13 protein-coding genes are annotated in these 17,642 nt (G+C 36.9%); 1 reads left to right on the top strand and 12 read right to left on the bottom strand.

The annotated features are described in order from the left end of the window. Positions 1 to 2: 2 nt before the first annotated feature. The 10 genes from cyoE to B9Y84_RS17405 are packed head-to-tail and all read right to left on the bottom strand — an operon-like array spanning position 3 to position 13,313. Positions 3 to 905: a heme o synthase gene (gene cyoE / locus B9Y84_RS17450; protein WP_085518678.1), complete on the bottom strand. Its 903-nt coding sequence runs from the start codon at positions 903 to 905 to the stop codon at positions 3 to 5. Next, positions 892 to 1,992 carry a COX15/CtaA family protein gene (locus tag B9Y84_RS17445; RefSeq protein WP_085518677.1) on the bottom strand — a complete coding sequence of 367 codons (1,101 nt, stop codon included), beginning with the start codon at positions 1,990 to 1,992 and terminating at the stop codon, positions 892 to 894. Before B9Y84_RS17445 ends, cyoE begins: the two co-directional genes overlap by 14 nt. After that, the gene (locus B9Y84_RS17440) at positions 1,973 to 3,841 is read right to left on the bottom strand and encodes a cytochrome c oxidase subunit I (protein ID WP_085518676.1); all 1,869 of its coding nucleotides are present in this window, start codon (positions 3,839 to 3,841) and stop codon (positions 1,973 to 1,975) included. The genes B9Y84_RS17445 and B9Y84_RS17440 overlap by 20 nt, the downstream gene beginning before the upstream one ends. 19 nt (positions 3,842 to 3,860) lie before the next feature. Continuing rightward, positions 3,861 to 4,907: a cytochrome c oxidase subunit II gene (locus B9Y84_RS17435; RefSeq protein ID WP_085518675.1), complete on the bottom strand. Its 1,047-nt coding sequence runs from the start codon at positions 4,905 to 4,907 to the stop codon at positions 3,861 to 3,863. A gap of 24 nt (positions 4,908 to 4,931) precedes the next feature. After that, a complete protein-coding gene (locus B9Y84_RS17430) occupies positions 4,932 to 6,299 on the bottom strand; it encodes a quinol:cytochrome C oxidoreductase (protein WP_085518674.1) in 1,368 nt (455 codons plus the stop codon). Positions 6,300 to 6,324: 25 nt separating this feature from the next. Further along, the gene (locus B9Y84_RS17425) at positions 6,325 to 6,969 is read right to left on the bottom strand and encodes a c-type cytochrome (protein ID WP_085518747.1); all 645 of its coding nucleotides are present in this window, start codon (positions 6,967 to 6,969) and stop codon (positions 6,325 to 6,327) included. Positions 6,970 to 6,982: 13 nt separating this feature from the next. Next, positions 6,983 to 7,507 (bottom strand): DUF3341 domain-containing protein, encoded by a 525-nt coding sequence (locus B9Y84_RS17420; RefSeq protein WP_085518673.1) that lies wholly within the window; start codon positions 7,505 to 7,507, stop codon positions 6,983 to 6,985. A gap of 2 nt (positions 7,508 to 7,509) precedes the next feature. Further along, positions 7,510 to 8,883, bottom strand: coding sequence for an NrfD/PsrC family molybdoenzyme membrane anchor subunit (gene nrfD / locus B9Y84_RS17415; protein ID WP_085518672.1), 1,374 nt, complete (start codon positions 8,881 to 8,883; stop codon positions 7,510 to 7,512). 18 nt (positions 8,884 to 8,901) lie between these two features. Beyond that, positions 8,902 to 12,006 (bottom strand): TAT-variant-translocated molybdopterin oxidoreductase, encoded by a 3,105-nt coding sequence (locus B9Y84_RS17410; protein ID WP_085518671.1) that lies wholly within the window; start codon positions 12,004 to 12,006, stop codon positions 8,902 to 8,904. Between the two features lie 35 nt (positions 12,007 to 12,041). Beyond that, positions 12,042 to 13,313, bottom strand: a complete 1,272-nt coding sequence (locus tag B9Y84_RS17405) for a c-type cytochrome (protein ID WP_085518746.1) — start codon at positions 13,311 to 13,313, stop codon at positions 12,042 to 12,044. Positions 13,314 to 14,000: 687 nt separating this feature from the next. Between B9Y84_RS17405 and B9Y84_RS17400 the strand changes: the two genes are divergently transcribed. Next, complete coding sequence (locus B9Y84_RS17400; RefSeq protein ID WP_085518745.1) at positions 14,001 to 14,951, top strand: aldo/keto reductase; 951 nt, start codon at positions 14,001 to 14,003, stop codon at positions 14,949 to 14,951. Positions 14,952 to 15,066: 115 nt separating this feature from the next. Here the strand turns inward: B9Y84_RS17400 and B9Y84_RS17395 are convergent, their stop codons facing one another. Together B9Y84_RS17395 and B9Y84_RS17390 are read right to left on the bottom strand one after the other, a co-directional pair. Beyond that, on the bottom strand, positions 15,067 to 15,687 hold the full coding sequence (locus B9Y84_RS17395; protein WP_085518670.1) for a 3'-5' exonuclease: 621 nt from the start codon (positions 15,685 to 15,687) through the stop codon (positions 15,067 to 15,069). A 3-nt stretch (positions 15,688 to 15,690) separates the two neighbouring features. Then, complete coding sequence (locus tag B9Y84_RS17390) at positions 15,691 to 17,601, bottom strand: DUF294 nucleotidyltransferase-like domain-containing protein (protein ID WP_085518669.1); 1,911 nt, start codon at positions 17,599 to 17,601, stop codon at positions 15,691 to 15,693. Positions 17,602 to 17,642 lie beyond the last annotated feature (41 nt).

The following is a 17,642-nucleotide window of genomic DNA, read 5'->3' as shown; positions in this document are numbered from 1 at the left end:
AATTAAATTTTATCTAAAAGATAAGCTACCTGAACTATTGGCAAATACAAAAAAGATCCAAACATTATCTTCAAAGCTGCTTCCTTACTACATTCCTTCATCAAATAAAATGTTTGACTGAGAAACAAAACCCCGCAAATAGTAGCTACCAAAGCAGAGTTAATTCCTGTTATCCCAAATTGCGTAGGTAATAAACCAAGTGGAATTAAAAACAAGGTATAAATCATAATTTGAATTGCTGTATTCAAATCCTTCTTACCGCCTGAAGGTAATAACTTGAAGCCTGCCTTTTTGTAATCTTCATCAGCCACCCAAGCTATTGCCCAAAAATGGGGGAATTGCCAAATAAACTGAATTCCAAAAATAATCCATGCTTCAATACTAAAACCATTTGTAGCGGCAACCCAACCTAATAAAGGGGGTAAAGCACCGGGAATAGCACCAACAAAAACAGCAATTGGCCCTACTCTTTTTAAGGGAGTATATACAAAACTATAAAGTACTAAAGAAAGAAATGACAGGATAACTGTTAACACATTGGTGTAGATGAAAAGTAATCCTAAGCCAGCTATACCCGTAATAATAGCGAATATAATAGCTTCTTGGACAGAAATTCTACCAGTAGGCAATGGTCGATTTTTCGTTCGGTCCATTTTTTTATCGTACTCAACCTCTAAAATTTGGTTTATAGTTACGGCAGAACCAGATACTAAAAACCCTCCTAAAGATAAAAAAGCCAATACTACATAGTTAATACCACTTCCGCTGAAACCTAACACATAACCGAAAGCGGAAGAAAAAGCCACTAAAAAGCTTAATCTAGGCTTTAGCAGAATTAGAAAGTTCTTAGCATAACTCAAGACAAAGTCTGAGATTGTTAAGTTTTGTGATTTAGGATATTGCATACTCCTTTATATTAGTTTTTTGAGTAGTATAAACTACCTGCAAAAAGATGTAAAATTGTGCTCCAAAAATCATACTACCTAGTACTAAATGAATGGGCTGAGCCCAAAACGGTATAGCAAAATAAGCCATTATAGTACCCGATAAGATTTCCAGTATTATCAAGCTCATTAATATTTTCACATTTCTAAAAATATTCTTCAACTCTTCTTTTGCCTGATACAATTTGAACAAAAGATAAATATGAATAATTGCAATTGCGATCGAAAAAGATCGATGAATATAGAATTCCAAACCTAAGCCTTCAATCCAGCTACCTCTAAGCGCATCTCCTAATCTCTCCGCAACCAAATCTAAAGACTCTCTCACTTGAGTTCCTAAAATAACCTGTACCAATATCATGAGCATCGCAGCTATAAGAACATAAGTAATCTTTTTATGGTCCGTTATGCGTAACTTCTTCGCATTCTGTCTCAGAGTAACTACAAAATACAAAGCAGTCAATACCGCTAAAATAACTAAAGCTAACACCATATGAATTGTTATAAGCCAAGAAAGCAAATTGGTAGACACTACCACAGATCCTATCCAGCCTTGGATTAGCACTAAAATCAGAGAAGAAAAAGCTAAAATAAATATAGTCTTTTGAGCCTTAAAATATTTTAATGAACCCAAGACACATAAGATAATCAACAAACCTACTACAGCCCCTAAAAGTCTATTCAAATATTCTGTCCAGGTTTTTGATGCATTAAAAGCAGCTTCGTTTTTTATTGACTCATCATCTAAAATGGCTTTCCCAATTTCAGAATAACCAAATACATCTAGATATTTTGCGAACTTAATGTTCTTCTGATGTCTATAATCAGCATAAAAATCTTGATAATCTTTTGGTAATTCTTCTACGGAAGTTGGAGGAACCCATTGACCAAAACATTTCGGCCAGTCAGGGCATCCCATACCTGATCCGGTACTTCTTACAATCCCTCCTGCAAGGATCAAAAGATAAACAGCTACTACCGTAACTGTTACTAAATTACGATAATAGCTGCTTACTTTAAATGATTTATTATGCGTTTGACTTTGCATCAGCTGTTTTATCAACAACTTCTTTTTTTGCTAATTCAACTTCATGATCTAAGTTAGACTCAGGAGTTTGCGACAATGGAATATGCTGAGGAATGAAATCCTTCTCCGCTCCTGGTTTACTGTAATCATAAGGCCATCTATACACCTTAGGAATCTCTCCTGGCCAGTTACCATGACCTGGCTCAATTGGAGTTGTCCATTCCAAAGTATTGGATCTCCAAGGATTCTGCGGTGCCTTCTTTCCCCTATACATTGAGTAGAAGAAATTAAACAAGAACAAGAATTGAGCTGCTACAGTAACAAAAGCTGCGATAGATACAAACATATTCAAATCAGTATAACTACTGAAAGCATCGAAATTTGTCCATGAATAATATCTTCTTGGAAATCCAGCAATACCAATGTAGTGCATAGGGAAGAATATCATATAAACCCCTATAAACGTCATCCAGAAGTGAATGTGTCCTAATTTTTCATCCATCATTCTTCCGAACATCTTAGGGAACCAATGATACACACCCGCTAACAATCCAAATATTGATAAACTACCCATTACCAAGTGGAAGTGAGCAACAACGAAATAAGTATCGTGTAATTGAATGTCAATTACTGAGTTACCTAGGAAAATACCTGTTAAACCACCCGATATGAAGAAAGAAACCAAACCAATTGAGAACAATGTGGCTGGTGTAAAAATAATATTACCTTTCCAAAGCGTTGTTAAGTAATTAAATACTTTAACAGCTGAAGGAATCGCGATAATCAATGTTAAGAACATGAAAACTGAACCTAAGAAAGGATTCAATCCTGAAACGAACATATGGTGAGCCCATACTACGAATGAAAGAACTGTAATACCTAACATAGAACCAATCATCGCTCTATAACCAAATATTGGCTTTCTTGAATTCGTTGCAATTACTTCTGATGTGATACCCAAAGCAGGCAACAATACAATATATACTTCAGGGTGTCCTAAGAACCAGAACAAGTGCTGATATAGAATAGGACTACCACCCATATTTGGCAAGGCCTCCCCGCCAATGTAGATATCAGATAAGTAGAAAGAAGTACCAAAGCTTCTATCAAATACTAATAACAAAGCGGCAGCAAATAAAACTGGGAATGATAATAAACCAATAACAGCAGTTAAAAAGAAAGCCCAAATTGTTAAAGGCAATCTAGAAAATGACATTCCTTCTGTTCTTAAGTTAATAACTGTAGTAATATAATTAATACCACCTAAAAGCATCGAAACAATAAAGAATACCATGGCTACTAACCAAAGCGTCATCCCCAACTGGGAACCTTGGATAGCTTGAGGCAGTGCACTCAATGGCGGATAAACTACCCAACCACCAGCTGCAGGACCTGTCTCAATAAAAATAGATGACATCATTACCACACTTGATGCAAAAAAGAACCAGTATGATAACATATTCATAAAGCCTGATGCCATATCTCTAGCTCCGATCTGCAATGGAATTAGATAATTACTAAAAGTACCACTTAGACCGGCTGTCAAAACAAAGAATACCATTATAGTACCATGCATTGTAACCAATGCAAGATAAAACTCTGGATCGAGTTGACCAGTTTCGCTAATCCAACCACCTAATAATGGTTTCAACCAAGTAAGTTGCATCTCAGGGAAGCCTAACTGCAAACGGAAAATCACTGACATTCCGACTCCAATCAGCCCCCACATTATACCTGTGATTAAGAACTGCTTACCAATCATCTTATGATCAGTAGTGAAAATATATTTTGAAATAAAGCTTTGTTCGTGATCATGATGCTCATCATGCTGAACATCTTGACCTATATTTACTTCTGCCGTTGTTGACATAACTTTATGATTTAATTTTTTAGTCTAACTCTTTGTTATCAATTCCTGTTTTCAAAATAGCCAACTCTTTTAAATCGCTAGGCACTTTTGTTAAATATTCAGGGTTTCTCTTCAGGAATGACTCCTGCTCTGCATACCATGCTCTGTAATCTTCTGGTTCGTCCACTATCAAAGTTAACTTCATGGAATAATGACCTCTACCACAAACCTCAGTACATGCGATTTCATAATTGAACTCAGGATCATTCAATTCTTCTCTCATCTCTTCTGTCGACTTAGTAGCCGTAAAGGTAAACGAAGTAGGCATACCAGGAACTGCATCCATTTTCAACCTAAAATGAGGTGCAAAAACACTATGTAGAACATCTCTTGCCCTAATATTAAATGTTACAGGCTCTCCTTTTGGGATATGCATCTCGCGAGGAATAAAGTCATCATATGAGGCTTTGTCATTGAAGTCAATACCAAACGAATTAGTTGCTTCAATCACTCTATAATCAGAGTTACCTAATTCACCGTCAAGTCCTGGATAACGAACTCCCCAAGCAAACTGGTAGCCCATTATTTCAATATTATTAGTGTTTTCTGGTGCTGGTGCAGTTATATCCGTCCACACTCTCCAGCCTGTAAATACCAAAATAGCAAGCACTACTGCTGGAACGAAAGTCCATACAACTTCCAATTTATTATTTTCTGGGTAAAAAAGCGCTTTGGAATTCTCTTTGTACTGGTACTTCCAAGAGAAATAGAATAATAAGATTTGAGTCAAAACAAATACAACTCCAGTTACAGCCATTGTAGTCCAGAATAAAAATTCGTATTCTGAACCATGCTCAGATGCAACGGGTAAATTATAATTTTCAAACTCCTTAAAAGAATACCAAAAGAACAAGAACCCAGTTCCGACCAAGAAGACCAAAAACATGGCACCGTTTATTTTATTAGAGCTCGTTTCTAATTTATCAGTATTTCCCTTGGCTACGCCAATCAAAGATGAAATTCTGAAAATCAAGAACAAAATTGCTAATAAAAGTACTACTCCTAAACCTATAGCTAAATTGAACATATATATTGCTGTTACTAAATTAAATTAAAATACGTGATGATGTTCTGCCTCTTTGATCATCGGATGATTCTTTGCCACTAATGGATATTTAGATAATCCAGTTAATGCTACAAACAAGAAGGCTACTCCAAAAACGATCGCCATACCTATCTCTAATAAACCAAATCCTCCATTTTCTTTCATAACACCTGGTGTTACCATCAGATAAAAATCAAACCAATGACCGATTAAAACAATAATTGTAACGATCTTCAAGAAAACAGTATGTCTTTTTGAATCTCTTGGCATGAAAACCAAGAATGGAAAGAAAAAGTTTAAAATAAGATTAACAAAAAATACAATACTATAATGATCACTTGAAAGCCTTTCTATGAAGTAAACAGTCTCTTCTGGAATATTGGAATAATAGATCAACATGAACTGCGAGAACCATATATAAGTCCAGAAAATAGAGAAGGCAAAAACAAATTTTCCTAAATCATGTAGAACACCAGTATTCACGATTTTTAGGTATCCATTCTCTTTTAAAATTACAGTGATCAAAGTGATAGCTGCTAAAGCTGTAACCCACCAAGAAGCAAATACATACCAGCCGAACATTGTTGAGAACCAGTGAGTATCAATGGATAACACCCAATCCCAAGCAGAAGTTGACGAGGTAACTGCAAAGAACACAATAAATCCTGCTGAAATTCCTCTTAGTTTAAAGAAATAACTCTCTCCACCATTCAAATCCTCTTCCAAGGACTTTTTACGAATCCAACGGAACATTAAGAACCATACTACAAAATACACTACCATTCTTGCTACGAAGAAAGGTGTGTTCAAATATCCTTGCTTGCCTGCGATGATTGAATCATACTCAGGATCATTTACGTCATACAAATAATCATGGGTCCAGTGAAAAATATCATGACCTCCAAAAAAGAAGATTGCTAAAGTCAAGATAAGTCCGATTGGTAACCAATTACCGAAAGACATTGGGATTCTTATTAGCGCAGCAGACCATCCCGCTTGTGTTACATATTGAATAGCAACAAAAAACACTCCTAAAAGCGCTAGACCCACGAAGTACATATTGTTAATCCATAAGTTAGCATAGATTCTCTTTAACCAGCTTGGATTGCCAGCGTGCTCGCCACCATGACCCGCTTCTGTGTGCTCAGCACCTTCAAAATGGTCCTGATCAGCATCTTCCGTTACATGAGCACCATCATTCCCATCAGACATAATAGCACCGTCATGCATTTCTTCTGCATGACCACCTTCTTCACTATGATCAGCAGTACTAGCGAAATATGTACCTAGTCCAAATAATACAATCCCTACAATTGCTAAAATCGAAAGTGTCTTTTTCGCTTTTGAGGTAAATTCAAATTTTTCTTCAGCCATGATAACTTATCTTAAAACTGTTATATTAATCTTGTTTTTGTAAAGTTTGTACATAACGTACAATTTTCCATCTGTCCTCTTGCTGCACTTGCGAACCGTGAGCTCCCATTCTTCTAATTCCATGAGTAATTACATGAAATATATGTCCCTCTGATAATTGAGAAGTAGCGCCAGCACTATAAGATGGTACACCTTGATAGACTGCTCCTACTTTTGCAGTTTCATCCATTGATCCACCACCATTTTCCCCGTGGCAGTGCGTACAATACTTGGTATATAATACCTTACCTTCCGCAACAATTTCTTCTGTCTCTGGAAGGGGGTTTTTCATTATCCTAGCCGCTAATTCCACGCTATCCTTAGGTAATCTGTAAGGTAACATACCATTTTCATCCCTAGGAACAGTATTTTCAGCTGGCCTTCTCATGGTCATGCCAAAAGGATTGTTTGGGTTTGAATTAAAATACTCCCCATATTCATCCTCATCAGAAGAAACCCAAGCACCAGCATCTTTTTCCGTGATTTGTGTTAAAGGCTCATAAGAAACAGCATGATACATATTAGGAGCATATTCAGTTCCCGGATTATCTTCACCTGGACTACAAGCAACCATTACAACTGTCACTAGGCCGAAAAACAAGATTTGAAATATTTTATTTCTATTCATCATTTGATAATTCAACTTAAAACTTCTTTTCATTAATTTCTACGGCACCTGAATCTTTCAAAATCGCATTCAGTTCATCAGATGATTTGCTATTCTTAGCCAAATCTATCGCCATAACATGCTTGTCATCTGTGCTACGAATATCGTATATTCTAGGCTTTCCATAAGGCTTAAGGTTACTTATCACAAAGAAAGTTCCCACCATACCCAAAGCAGAAAGTAATACTGTTACCTCAAAGCCAACTGGTACGAAAGATGGAATTGCAATATGATCCTTACCTCCAATAATCATTGGCCAATCAATGCCCATCATATAAATCATCATTAAGAATGCAAGACAAGTTCCAGTGATACCAAACATAAAAGCTGCTATGGAAATTCTGGAGCGCTTGTAGCCCAATTCATCATCCAAACCATGAACTGGATATGGAGTATAACATTCATGAATTTTTACATCGCTACCGCGGACTTTCTTAACTGCGCTTAAAAGCACTGACTCGTCATCGAAAATCCCTACGATAAAGTTTTTACCGCTTTCCATAATTATTTTTTGTTTTCAATTTCACCTGAACTAGATTTCAATACTGCCTTTACCTCTGCCATATTAATCACTGGGAAGAATTTAGCGAAAGAGAAAAACAGTGTAAAGAATAAACCAAAACTGAATAGGTAGATTCCCATGTCATAAATGGTCGGGCTAAACATTGCCCAACTTGACGGTAGATAATCTCTATGTAGTGAGGTTACTATAATTACAAATCTTTCGAACCACATACCAATATTCACCACAATTGATAAAATGAATGTAGCCCATAAACTTGTTCTAATTTTCTTGAACCAGAATAATTGTGGAGATATCACATTACAAGTCATCATTGACCAATATGCCCACCAATAAGGACCTGTTGCTCTGTTTAAGAAAGCATACTGTTCATATTGTACTCCTGAATACCACGCCATAAACAACTCAGTGATATAGGCCACACCTACAATTGAACCGGTAATCATGATGATTATATTCATCAATTCAATGTGGTTAATTGTGATATAGTCCTCTAAGTTGTAAACCTTTCTGGTCACTAACATTAGCGTTAATACCATCGCAAATCCTGAGAAAATCGCCCCAGCCACAAAATATGGAGGGAAAATCGTAGTGTGCCATCCCGGAATAACCGAAGTAGCAAAGTCCATAGATACAATAGTGTGAACGGAAAGTACCAATGGTGTAGCTAAACCTGCCAAAACCAAAGAAACTGTTTCATATCGTTGCCAAGTTTTGGCAGCTCCATCCCATCCAAAACTTAAACCACCATAAATAGCCTTTGAAATTTTGTTAGTCGCTCTATCTCTGATTGTAGCAAAATCAGGAATCAATCCAATATACCAGAATACTAAGGAAACAGTGAAGTATGTAGAGATTGCGAAGAAATCCCATAATAATGGGGAATGGAAATTAACCCATAATGATCCCCAAGTATTTGGAATTGGAACAAACCAATAAAAACTTAACCAAGGTCTACCTGTGTGAATTAATGGAAATAACAAAGCACAAATAACGGCAAAAATAGTCATGGCCTCTGCTGCTCTGTTAATAGAGGTTCTCCATTTTTGACGGAATAGAAGCAGTACTGCAGAAATCAAAGTCCCTGCGTGACCAATACCTACCCACCAAACGAAGTTGGTAATATCCCATGCCCATCCTACAGTTTTATTCAATCCCCACATGCCGATTCCATCCCAAAGGGTAATGGCCAAAGCATAGCCTCCGACAAATAGTGCTCCTAGGGAAAGTGCCATAGCCGCCATCCATTTTGGATTTGGTTTGGCTTCTACATGCCTACAGATATCATGAGAAACATCATGATAGGTCTTATTTCCCGTTACTAATACTTCTCTTACTGGTGAAGTGACTTCCATATTGCTACAGTTATTAAATTAAGCCTTAGTATTTACTTTATCTTTATTTCTGATTTTGGTCATGTACCAAACGTTAGGTGCTACACGCAACTCTTCCAATACATGGTAAGCACGCTCTTCATTCACCTCTTTAATTGGTTCATCGGTTCTTTCTTTCAATTTCAAGTATTTAGAAATAGCAGAATCTTGATTATTCAAATCTCCAAAAACGATAGCGTCAGAAGGACAAGCTGAAGCACATGCAGTAGTTACATCTTTATCCTCCAATTTTCTTTTCTCTTTCTTCGCTTTCAATTTACCTGACTGAATTCTCTGAACACACATAGAGCATTTTTCCATAACTCCACGAGAACGAACCGTAACGTCCGGATTTAATACCATCTTACCGAGGTCATTATTCATGGCCATGTTTTTATCAAACTTGGTATTATCATGGTATTTGAACCAGTTGAATCGTCTTACTTTATAAGGACAGTTGTTAGCACAATACCTTGTACCCACACATCTATTGTAAGTCATTTGATTTAAACCTTCTGAACTGTGAGTTGTGGCCGCAACCGGACAAACAGTTTCGCAAGGTGCATTATTACAATGCTGACACATCATTGGTTGGAAGGTAACTTCCGGATTTTCAGCAGCTTTTTCTAAGCCTTTCGTATCATCTGCAGCAGCATCAGAGCTATAGTAACGGTCAACACGCATCCACTGCATATCTCTTCTCATTACTACCTCTTCTTTACCTACAACTGGGATGTTATTTTCTGATTGACAAGCAATTGTACATGCAGCACAACCTGTACATGAGTTTAAGTCTATTGCTAATCCCCAATGATGATTATTATATTTGTGACCATTCCAAAGTGTCAGTTTAGAAGGGGCAACTTTTCCTTTGCTCGTTGCAACATGAGGTTGAAAGTCCCTTTTCCAGTTTTTCTTTTGGTAATCTTCCAATAAAGCTTCCTGAATGACAGTCTCACGACCCATGAATGTTTGGTGCGTTTGAGTCTGAGCTAACTGATAGCTTCCTGCAGTTCCATCTATACTTACGCCAGAAGTTAATGCAAAAGACTTAGTACCATTTAGTTGGCCCAATAAAGGATATACATCGAATCCAACACCATTAGCAACTTTCCCAGCCATTTTTCTACCGTATCCTAAAGCAAGACCAATAGTACCATTAGCCTGACCTGGTTGTACCAAGGCAGGAACTTCCATTGCTTGACCGTTGATTGTAAGATTAATTTTTGAAGTCTTACCTTCAAAGATTTTGATTCCTAAATCATTCGCCATCTTTTGAGAGATGGTGGCATAGTTATCCCAAGTGGCCTTTGAAATTGGGTCTGGTAATTCTTGTAACCATGGATTATTGGCGTGTTGTCCATTCCCAATAGATACTTTTTGATAGAAAACTATCTCTAGACCTTCATTTGCAGTCTTGTAGGACTTATTGATTCTGTTTGCACATGCTGCTAAATCAACAGATTGAGCTGCTAAATCACTGCTTTCAACTTTGTAGGTGAAAACACCATTATATAATGTCTTATCCCAGAAGATATCGAATGTAGGCTCCTGACCACTGTAGTGATTTTCTTCCCAATTCTTTCTAAGAAAATTATAATATTCTTGTTTGTTACCAGTCCAAGTCAAGAAGCTGTCTTGAGCCTGACGGGTTTTGAAGAGCGGAGAAATAGTTGGCTGAGCTAAACTCAATTCTCCTTTCTTAGGCTCTGCATCGTTCCATGATTCCAGGAAATGATGATCAGGCGCTACATATTTTACTATATCAGCAGTTTCATCTTTTCTGTCAGAAGTAGAAACAGTCAATGATACCTTTTCCATGGCTGTCTTCAGCTCCTCTCCCAGTCCAGAATTATAAACAGGATTAGAATTATAGAATAGAACAGCGCTAATTTTTCCAGCTTTTGCATCCTTCACCATCTGGCTGAATGCTGCCTCATCTCCTTTTCTAGCATTTGAATACTGATTCAGATCAAGAGTAGCGCCATAATTATTCAACATGGAATTGATCCCGTTCACCAACAGTTGAATATCAGCATCATTAGAACCAGCAACTACTAAAGATTGCCCTTGAGAAGCGACCAAGTCTCTAGCCGCTTTTGTAATATTTGCGACCTCAACTTTATTAGTATTGATAGGAGCACTACCAGTCATTTTCGCTACTTCATTATAAAGTGCCGCTACGACTAATCCTTCTTGAGAGGGTCTAACAGGCGTTCTATAATCAGCGTTAGACCCAGTTAATGAAAGATTCGCCTCGAATTGGTAGTGACGAGACATTTTCTTGTTCTCGTTATTTACTTTTCTCGTCTTACTGTATTGTTTAGTATGCTCTATTGGCGAAACCCAAGTTCCGAGGAAATCAGCATTAAAACTTACAATTGTTTTGGCTTTACTAAAGTCATATGAAGGAAGTGCCTTTACTCCAAACATTGTTTCATTTGCAACCAACATTCCATGCTGCGAAATCGCATCATACATGATATGCTCAGTATTACCATACTTCGCAGCCATTTCCTTAATAGCTTTTAAAGTAGAGGGTGAATTAACAGTATTTGAAACTAATTTAATCTGTCCACCAGCATCGCTTATTGCTTGAAGCTGCTCCTTAATCTCTTTATCAATTGTACCCCAATCTGCATTCTTACCATCCTTCAAAGGACCTTTGAGACGCTCTTGGTCATACAAAGACAGGACAGAAGCCTCAACTTGCGCATTCACACCCCCTTGAGTGATAGAAGAATTTTTATTTCCTTCTATTTTGATTGGTCTACCTTCACGTGTTTTCACAACGATACTAGCGTAATCACCACCAACTGAATAGGTAGAAGCATAGTAATTAGGAATACCTGGATCTACATCAACAGGCTTATTTAAATAAGGGATTGCTTTTCTAACAGGTGCTTCACAAGCAGCAAGAGATGCTGCAGCTACACCAAACCCCATCATTTTCAAGAAATCTCTTCTGGAAGGACTACCACCATTAGACTCTTTCTTATCATTGATTGGTAAGTACTCAGGAAATTCCTTTTCCGCATTTTTAACAAATGAAGGATCATTTGTTAATTGTTCAGTTCCTTTCCAATATGTTTTTTGATCACTCATATCTATGATTAATGAAGTCGATTAAATTCTTTTACTTAATAATGACACTTTGCACACTCTAAACCACCTATGTCCACTACTTTCAAGTCGCCACCATCGTGTGCTTCAACTAATTGATCGTAATAAGCATTTCCCTTTGCATTTACTTTAGTCTCTCTGTGACAATTGATACACCATCCCATTGTTAATGTACTCCACTGTTTTACAACAGCCATCTCTTCAATAGGACCATGACATGTTTGACATTCGATTTCACCCACATTTACGTGCTGGGAATGATTAAAATAAGCTAAGTCAGGTAAATTATGTACTCTTACCCATTCTATTGGCTTGATATTATCACCATATTCACCAGTTTCAGGATCATAATCTATGGCTTTATATATTTTTGCAATCTCTTTTGATTCTGTTTTAATAGCAGTATGACAATTCATACAAATATTTGCAGAAGGAATATTTGCACTCTTGCTGATCATAACCCCTGTGTGACAATACTGACATTCAATTTCATATTGACCTGCATGTATCTCATGGGAGAAGGCAATCGGTTGAGTTGGCTGATATCCTTGCTGAACACCTACAGTGTAAAGGCCATCAATTACTGTCTTTGCTACAACCGCTGTAAAGATCAATATTACAAAGAATAAAAATCCGTTACTTCTAACTAACTTATTGAGGTTAAAGCTTTGATTTACATATTCCTTATCTCTCGCATCAACATTGTCTTTTTGATTGATGAATTTCGTTAAAACCGTTACGATCAAAATCAAAACTACCAAAATCAAAATTAGGACAATTACAAATCCAACTATGATAAGCGTAAGATATTCTGATGGAATACCACTACCTCCACCAGTTCCTGCCTCAGTAGAAGCACCAGCTGCAGCAGCAGTTTCTTCTTGTGGTGGATTTTCAGTTTGATACTTAATATATCCTAAAATGCTTTTGATTTCCTCATCTGCAAAGTAATCAAAGTTAGGCATTACCGCCTTACCATATTCGTTATACAGATTAACAGCATACTCATCACCGCTTTGAATGACTTTTTGAGAATTACTTATAAAATTAAGCAACCAAGGCAACTCTCTTCTTTCATAAACGTTTTTAAGAGCTGGTCCAACCATCTTTTGTTGAACCTGGTGACAAACAGCACAATTATTCTTAAATAGTTTTTCACCATTAGCAATAGCTTCTTCGCTTGTTGGCAACTCATCGGCCTGTGCGAAAGCATCGTTTGGTAATGATAAAAAACTCACTATTAGGAATGCTATAAAAGATAAGCGAGTAATATACGTTTTCAAGGACATATTTATTTGTTCATTTAGCATCTGGGAACACCAATTATTAATTGGGTACAAATCTACTGCCCAAAGCTATTATTTCAAATACATTTCGAATACAAATTTGGCATTTTTATTAAGCAATTCACAAAAAAGGGCTTAAACAACTGATTTTAAGCCTATTATGCTATTTTTATTAGTTAACACAAGTCTAATTTAGAAAAATTATAAATAGTGATGCTTTTGAACTATTTCTGCATTTACAGAAAATTAACGGAATAATACAATGAATTCACTGCTTAGTATTGAAATAGTAGTGATTCGTTGAAACGGCTCATATTTTAGTAATCTAAACTCATTGTGCTGTTTCGATTTACAATACCAGTTAAATCAACAATTTACCAAAGAAATAGCTTCATCCACTGAAAGTTTTTCCTTGAAGGTATATCTTGAATCCAACTGATCAGCTCTCCAAGTTTTACTCTACTTTTCTCCTGACATAGGATAAAGGTTCCAAATTTAATCGAATCGATAACAAAACAAATACCCCTCTAAAACTCTGATTCGATAAAGCTTTTATGTATCAGCAGGGCACAAAGCAAATGATAGTATAGTATTGTCACAAATAGACCTCCTCCGTAGAAATTCACATTTTGTTCAACATAAATGAATTCAATGAGTATACTAATACAAACTATAAAACTAACTTATCAAATGAAAAAATTAACATTTAGAAACGGAGATGTTTTACCTGCTTTAGGTCTTGGAACTTGGAAATCAGAGCCCGGTGAAGTGTATGAGGCGGTTTTAGAAGCCATTAAAGTAGGCTATCGACATATTGATTGTGCGTATATTTATGGAAATGAAAAAGAAATAGGAGACGCGCTTCAAAAAGCGTTCAAGGACGGTTTATGCTCCAGAAAAGAGCTTTTCGTGACCTCTAAATTATGGAATAATGCTCATCTTCCTGAGGATGTTGAGCCTGCACTAAATAAGACGCTAAAAGACTTACAGTTAGAGTACTTAGATCTTTATTTAATGCATTGGTCGGTTGCGTTAAAGCCAGAAGCGGAATTTCCAAAATCGGGTGATGACTTTCTTGGACAAGACTTAGCTCCGATTCAGAAAACTTGGAAAGCAATGGAAAACTTGGTTGAAAAAGGACTCACTAAACATATTGGAGTCGCCAATTTCAACGTAAATAATCTGGAAAAACTGAGAGGAATTGCTGACATTAAACCGGAGATGAATCAGGTCGAACTACATCCTGCACTAGTTCAGGACGACTTAGTAACATTCTGCAAAAAGCACGACATATTGGTGACAGCTTATTCTCCCTTGGGATCAAAAGATAGAGTAAGCCAAATGAAGAAAGATGATGAGCCAGATCTTTTTGAGCTCGACTCTGTAAAATCTATAGCCCAAAAACACGGCAAAACGCCCGCTCAAATATTAATTGCATTTGCACTTAACAGAGGGATATCGGTGATTCCGAAATCTACCAATGCAGGTCGAATCAAACAAAATCTTGAAGCGGATGAGATTAATCTAAGCCCAGAAGAGGTCGAAGAAATCAGCAAATCTGATAAAAATTACAGATTTGTGGATGGCAGCTTCTGGACTCAAGAGGGTTCCCCATACAGCATGGAAGACCTTTGGGGTTGAGTAATTAATAATTAAAAACAACGAACTATTAGGTAATTAAGAAGATAACAGCCGATGGAGCCAATTTCATCGGCTTTTTAATTACTCCATTTAAAAACTTCTGTAAGCAAATTAATCATTTGATTTTAAGAAATAGAAGTGCAGTACTATAGGCATCACCAAGCGCTGTATGTCTCTCTAAGGGTTCAATTTTGTATCTTTCTAAAAGGGCGTCAAGCGAATAATTCTGTGGATTAAATTTAAGGTCAGGATTATCTCTTTGGTCTTTCTGAATTGCCAAGTCAGCTGTATCCAAGACCTGATTTACTAAACGAACTCCTGGAAAGTGCTCCGATAAATATCGGTTTATTAATCCAATATCATACCTAGCATGCTGTGCAACTAAAATACTATTTCCAATATATTTTAGAAAAGCCAAGAGTACTTTTTTCGGCTCCATTTTATGCTCTTTCCCAGATGCCATGATTTCGTGAATCTCTACATTAGCAGTCATACCTGATTTACCCGTATCAATAAAAAGATGGAAGGAATCTTTCACGGAAACACTATCGTTTTTAATCTTTACTGCGCCAACTGACAATAAATCTGCACGATCAATTCTTAGAGATGAAGCCTCTGTATCTAGTACCACAAAATCGCCCGAAACCCCTTTATCAGAATTATTGAGTTCAAAATAATCGAGAATTTCCTCTGGATAGTCGGGTTTAGTACTCTTTTGCCAAAACTTAAAACCCATCACTTAATTGAAATAATTTAACTGAAATTTTAATTCGATCATCTGCTGCAATGCATAAATAGGTTCGAAAGCATTTCTCAATACCTGTCTATCAAACTTTGAGATCTCCTTAATTGGAATAAACCTTCCGGAATCATCATTTCTGATTCCTTCCGAAGCCCTAAAATGTTGTAAAAGTTCGTAAGCCTGTACTGCATCTATAAAGACCTCCTTTCTTGATTTATCTTGTTGCGCTAAAAACAAATACCTCTCTACCGTATTTTTAATCGTGATATTCCCTGCCTCTAAACATAAAACTCTCGCAATGTCTGCTAATGGCATTAACGCTCTTCCCTTTAGATCAAAGTCCTCTTTGTGAGCACCGGATCGCTCAACGATTAAATTCTTGAAAAAACTTAGCGGTGCAGGATTCTGAGTAGCATTTTTTGCTAGATAATTGAGAAAAATTCTATTGGATTTTATTTCAGTTTTTAAATGCTTGTCCAGTCTTTCTACCAGCCCTTGGTCACCATAGATATATCTGTAGTCGAAAAATATTGTAGCCATCAAGAGAGCCTGCTTCTCTGGAGTGCGAATCCAGCCCTGAAAACGCTTCTCCCATTCAGAAATAGTCAGGCACCAGTCAGGATTTCCTGCCATCATATTAGCTGGACAATATTCGAAGCCGGCCTGATGGAGGGTATCGTTTACTCGCCGGCCCAATTGGATAAAATACTCTCTCGTATAGTTTAGCTGAGCTGCATCAACCTCTCCAAAAATAATAGCATTATCCTGATCAGTTTGTAATAATTGCTCTTCCCGACCTTCACTACCTAATGAAATCCAGGCAAAGTCTACATCAGGTTTGAGGTACTTCTCTTCCTCTAAAGCAGCAATTGCGAATTTTATGGCTTTCTTAATGAGCGCATCATTAATGGTCGTAATAAGTTGCGATAAAACCGAGATTTTAAGATTTTGCTGCAAATAATACTTAAGGAAAGAAGCTACTTCATTTCTATATGAACACAGCTTTTCCAAGCTATCCGCTGCTTCAATACTGTAAAGAATTGAAAAAGGATTTAATTGAAGTTGAGAGAATAAAGATTGTTGACTAAAGATTCCATATACCTCCTCATTTTTGGTGATCAACAAATGCTTTACATTTTGTTTGAGCATACTAATCACATATTCCGCCAGTGGCAGTCCCAATTCTTTAGAAATTAGCTGGATAGACATGATTTTTGTAATAGGATCACTAATTAAAGCAATTCCTCCACCCACTTTGGCTCTAAAATCCGTATCGGTAACAATACCCACAGCTTTACCTTGTTCATCTTTCACGATCAAAGCATTTGAAGATTTAGCTGTTATTTCCCTTGCTGCCTCTTCTATAGATACGGTAGGCTTAACACAGATCAGGGGTTCGCTCAGCTCCTCCACAGGTCTTTGCCAGCTTAAGAAATCAGCTCCACCTGCCTCTTTATTCTGTTGATAAATCGCCTGAAACCCTGAAGGTTTCTGGCCAGAAGCAAGACCAGCTGCAAAAAATAAGCTTAGGTCTTTATTAGATTCTAGGATAGGTTTAAATATAGAAAGCGGAAAAGCATAAACCAACGACTCTTCCTGACAGAAGGCTTCAAACACATAAGGATTGCCTGTAAGCATAGCTCTAACTCCAAATAGTTCCCCTTCATCGCATGCATCGATCAGAACTTTCTTCTTATCTCTATTTTCGTTTAGCAGGATCTCACCTTCCTTCAAGAAATAGATAAAGGGCTTAGCTTTTTCTTTTTGCTGAAAAACTAATTGGCCTTTTTTAAAATAAAGCACCTCTGCCTCTTCACTTAGGCGTATTATTTCTTCCCTTGCTACCTTATCAAAAGGAGGAAAGCGTATGATAAAGTCTGCTATCTTGGAAGAAATAATATTCGCCATTTAGTTTAAATCATGAATTAATGCTAAGCTAAAAGACTACG

This window comes from Marivirga sericea (assembly GCF_900177665.1).
In the GTDB taxonomy this organism is placed as follows: domain Bacteria; phylum Bacteroidota; class Bacteroidia; order Cytophagales; family Cyclobacteriaceae; genus Marivirga; species Marivirga sericea.
The sequence above is the reverse complement of the archived record's forward strand: the minus strand, read 5'-3'. Positions and strand labels throughout refer to the sequence as shown.

Coding starts and splice junctions, on each gene's coding strand:
- cyoE (WP_085518678.1), bottom strand. CDS start 905: ATGCAATATCCTAAATCACAAAACTTAACAATCTCAGACTTTGTCTTG.
- B9Y84_RS17445 (WP_085518677.1), bottom strand. CDS start 1,992: ATGCAAAGTCAAACGCATAATAAATCATTTAAAGTAAGCAGCTATTAT.
- B9Y84_RS17440 (WP_085518676.1), bottom strand. CDS start 3,841: ATGTCAACAACGGCAGAAGTAAATATAGGTCAAGATGTTCAGCATGAT.
- B9Y84_RS17435 (WP_085518675.1), bottom strand. CDS start 4,907: ATGTTCAATTTAGCTATAGGTTTAGGAGTAGTACTTTTATTAGCAATT.
- B9Y84_RS17430 (WP_085518674.1), bottom strand. CDS start 6,299: ATGGCTGAAGAAAAATTTGAATTTACCTCAAAAGCGAAAAAGACACTT.
- B9Y84_RS17425 (WP_085518747.1), bottom strand. CDS start 6,969: ATGATGAATAGAAATAAAATATTTCAAATCTTGTTTTTCGGCCTAGTG.
- B9Y84_RS17420 (WP_085518673.1), bottom strand. CDS start 7,507: ATGGAAAGCGGTAAAAACTTTATCGTAGGGATTTTCGATGACGAGTCA.
- nrfD (WP_085518672.1), bottom strand. CDS start 8,883: ATGGAAGTCACTTCACCAGTAAGAGAAGTATTAGTAACGGGAAATAAG.
- B9Y84_RS17410 (WP_085518671.1), bottom strand. CDS start 12,006: ATGAGTGATCAAAAAACATATTGGAAAGGAACTGAACAATTAACAAAT.
- B9Y84_RS17405 (WP_085518746.1), bottom strand. CDS start 13,313: ATGTCCTTGAAAACGTATATTACTCGCTTATCTTTTATAGCATTCCTA.
- B9Y84_RS17400 (WP_085518745.1), top strand. CDS start 14,001: ATGAAAAAATTAACATTTAGAAACGGAGATGTTTTACCTGCTTTAGGT.
- B9Y84_RS17395 (WP_085518670.1), bottom strand. CDS start 15,687: ATGGGTTTTAAGTTTTGGCAAAAGAGTACTAAACCCGACTATCCAGAG.
- B9Y84_RS17390 (WP_085518669.1), bottom strand. CDS start 17,601: ATGGCGAATATTATTTCTTCCAAGATAGCAGACTTTATCATACGCTTT.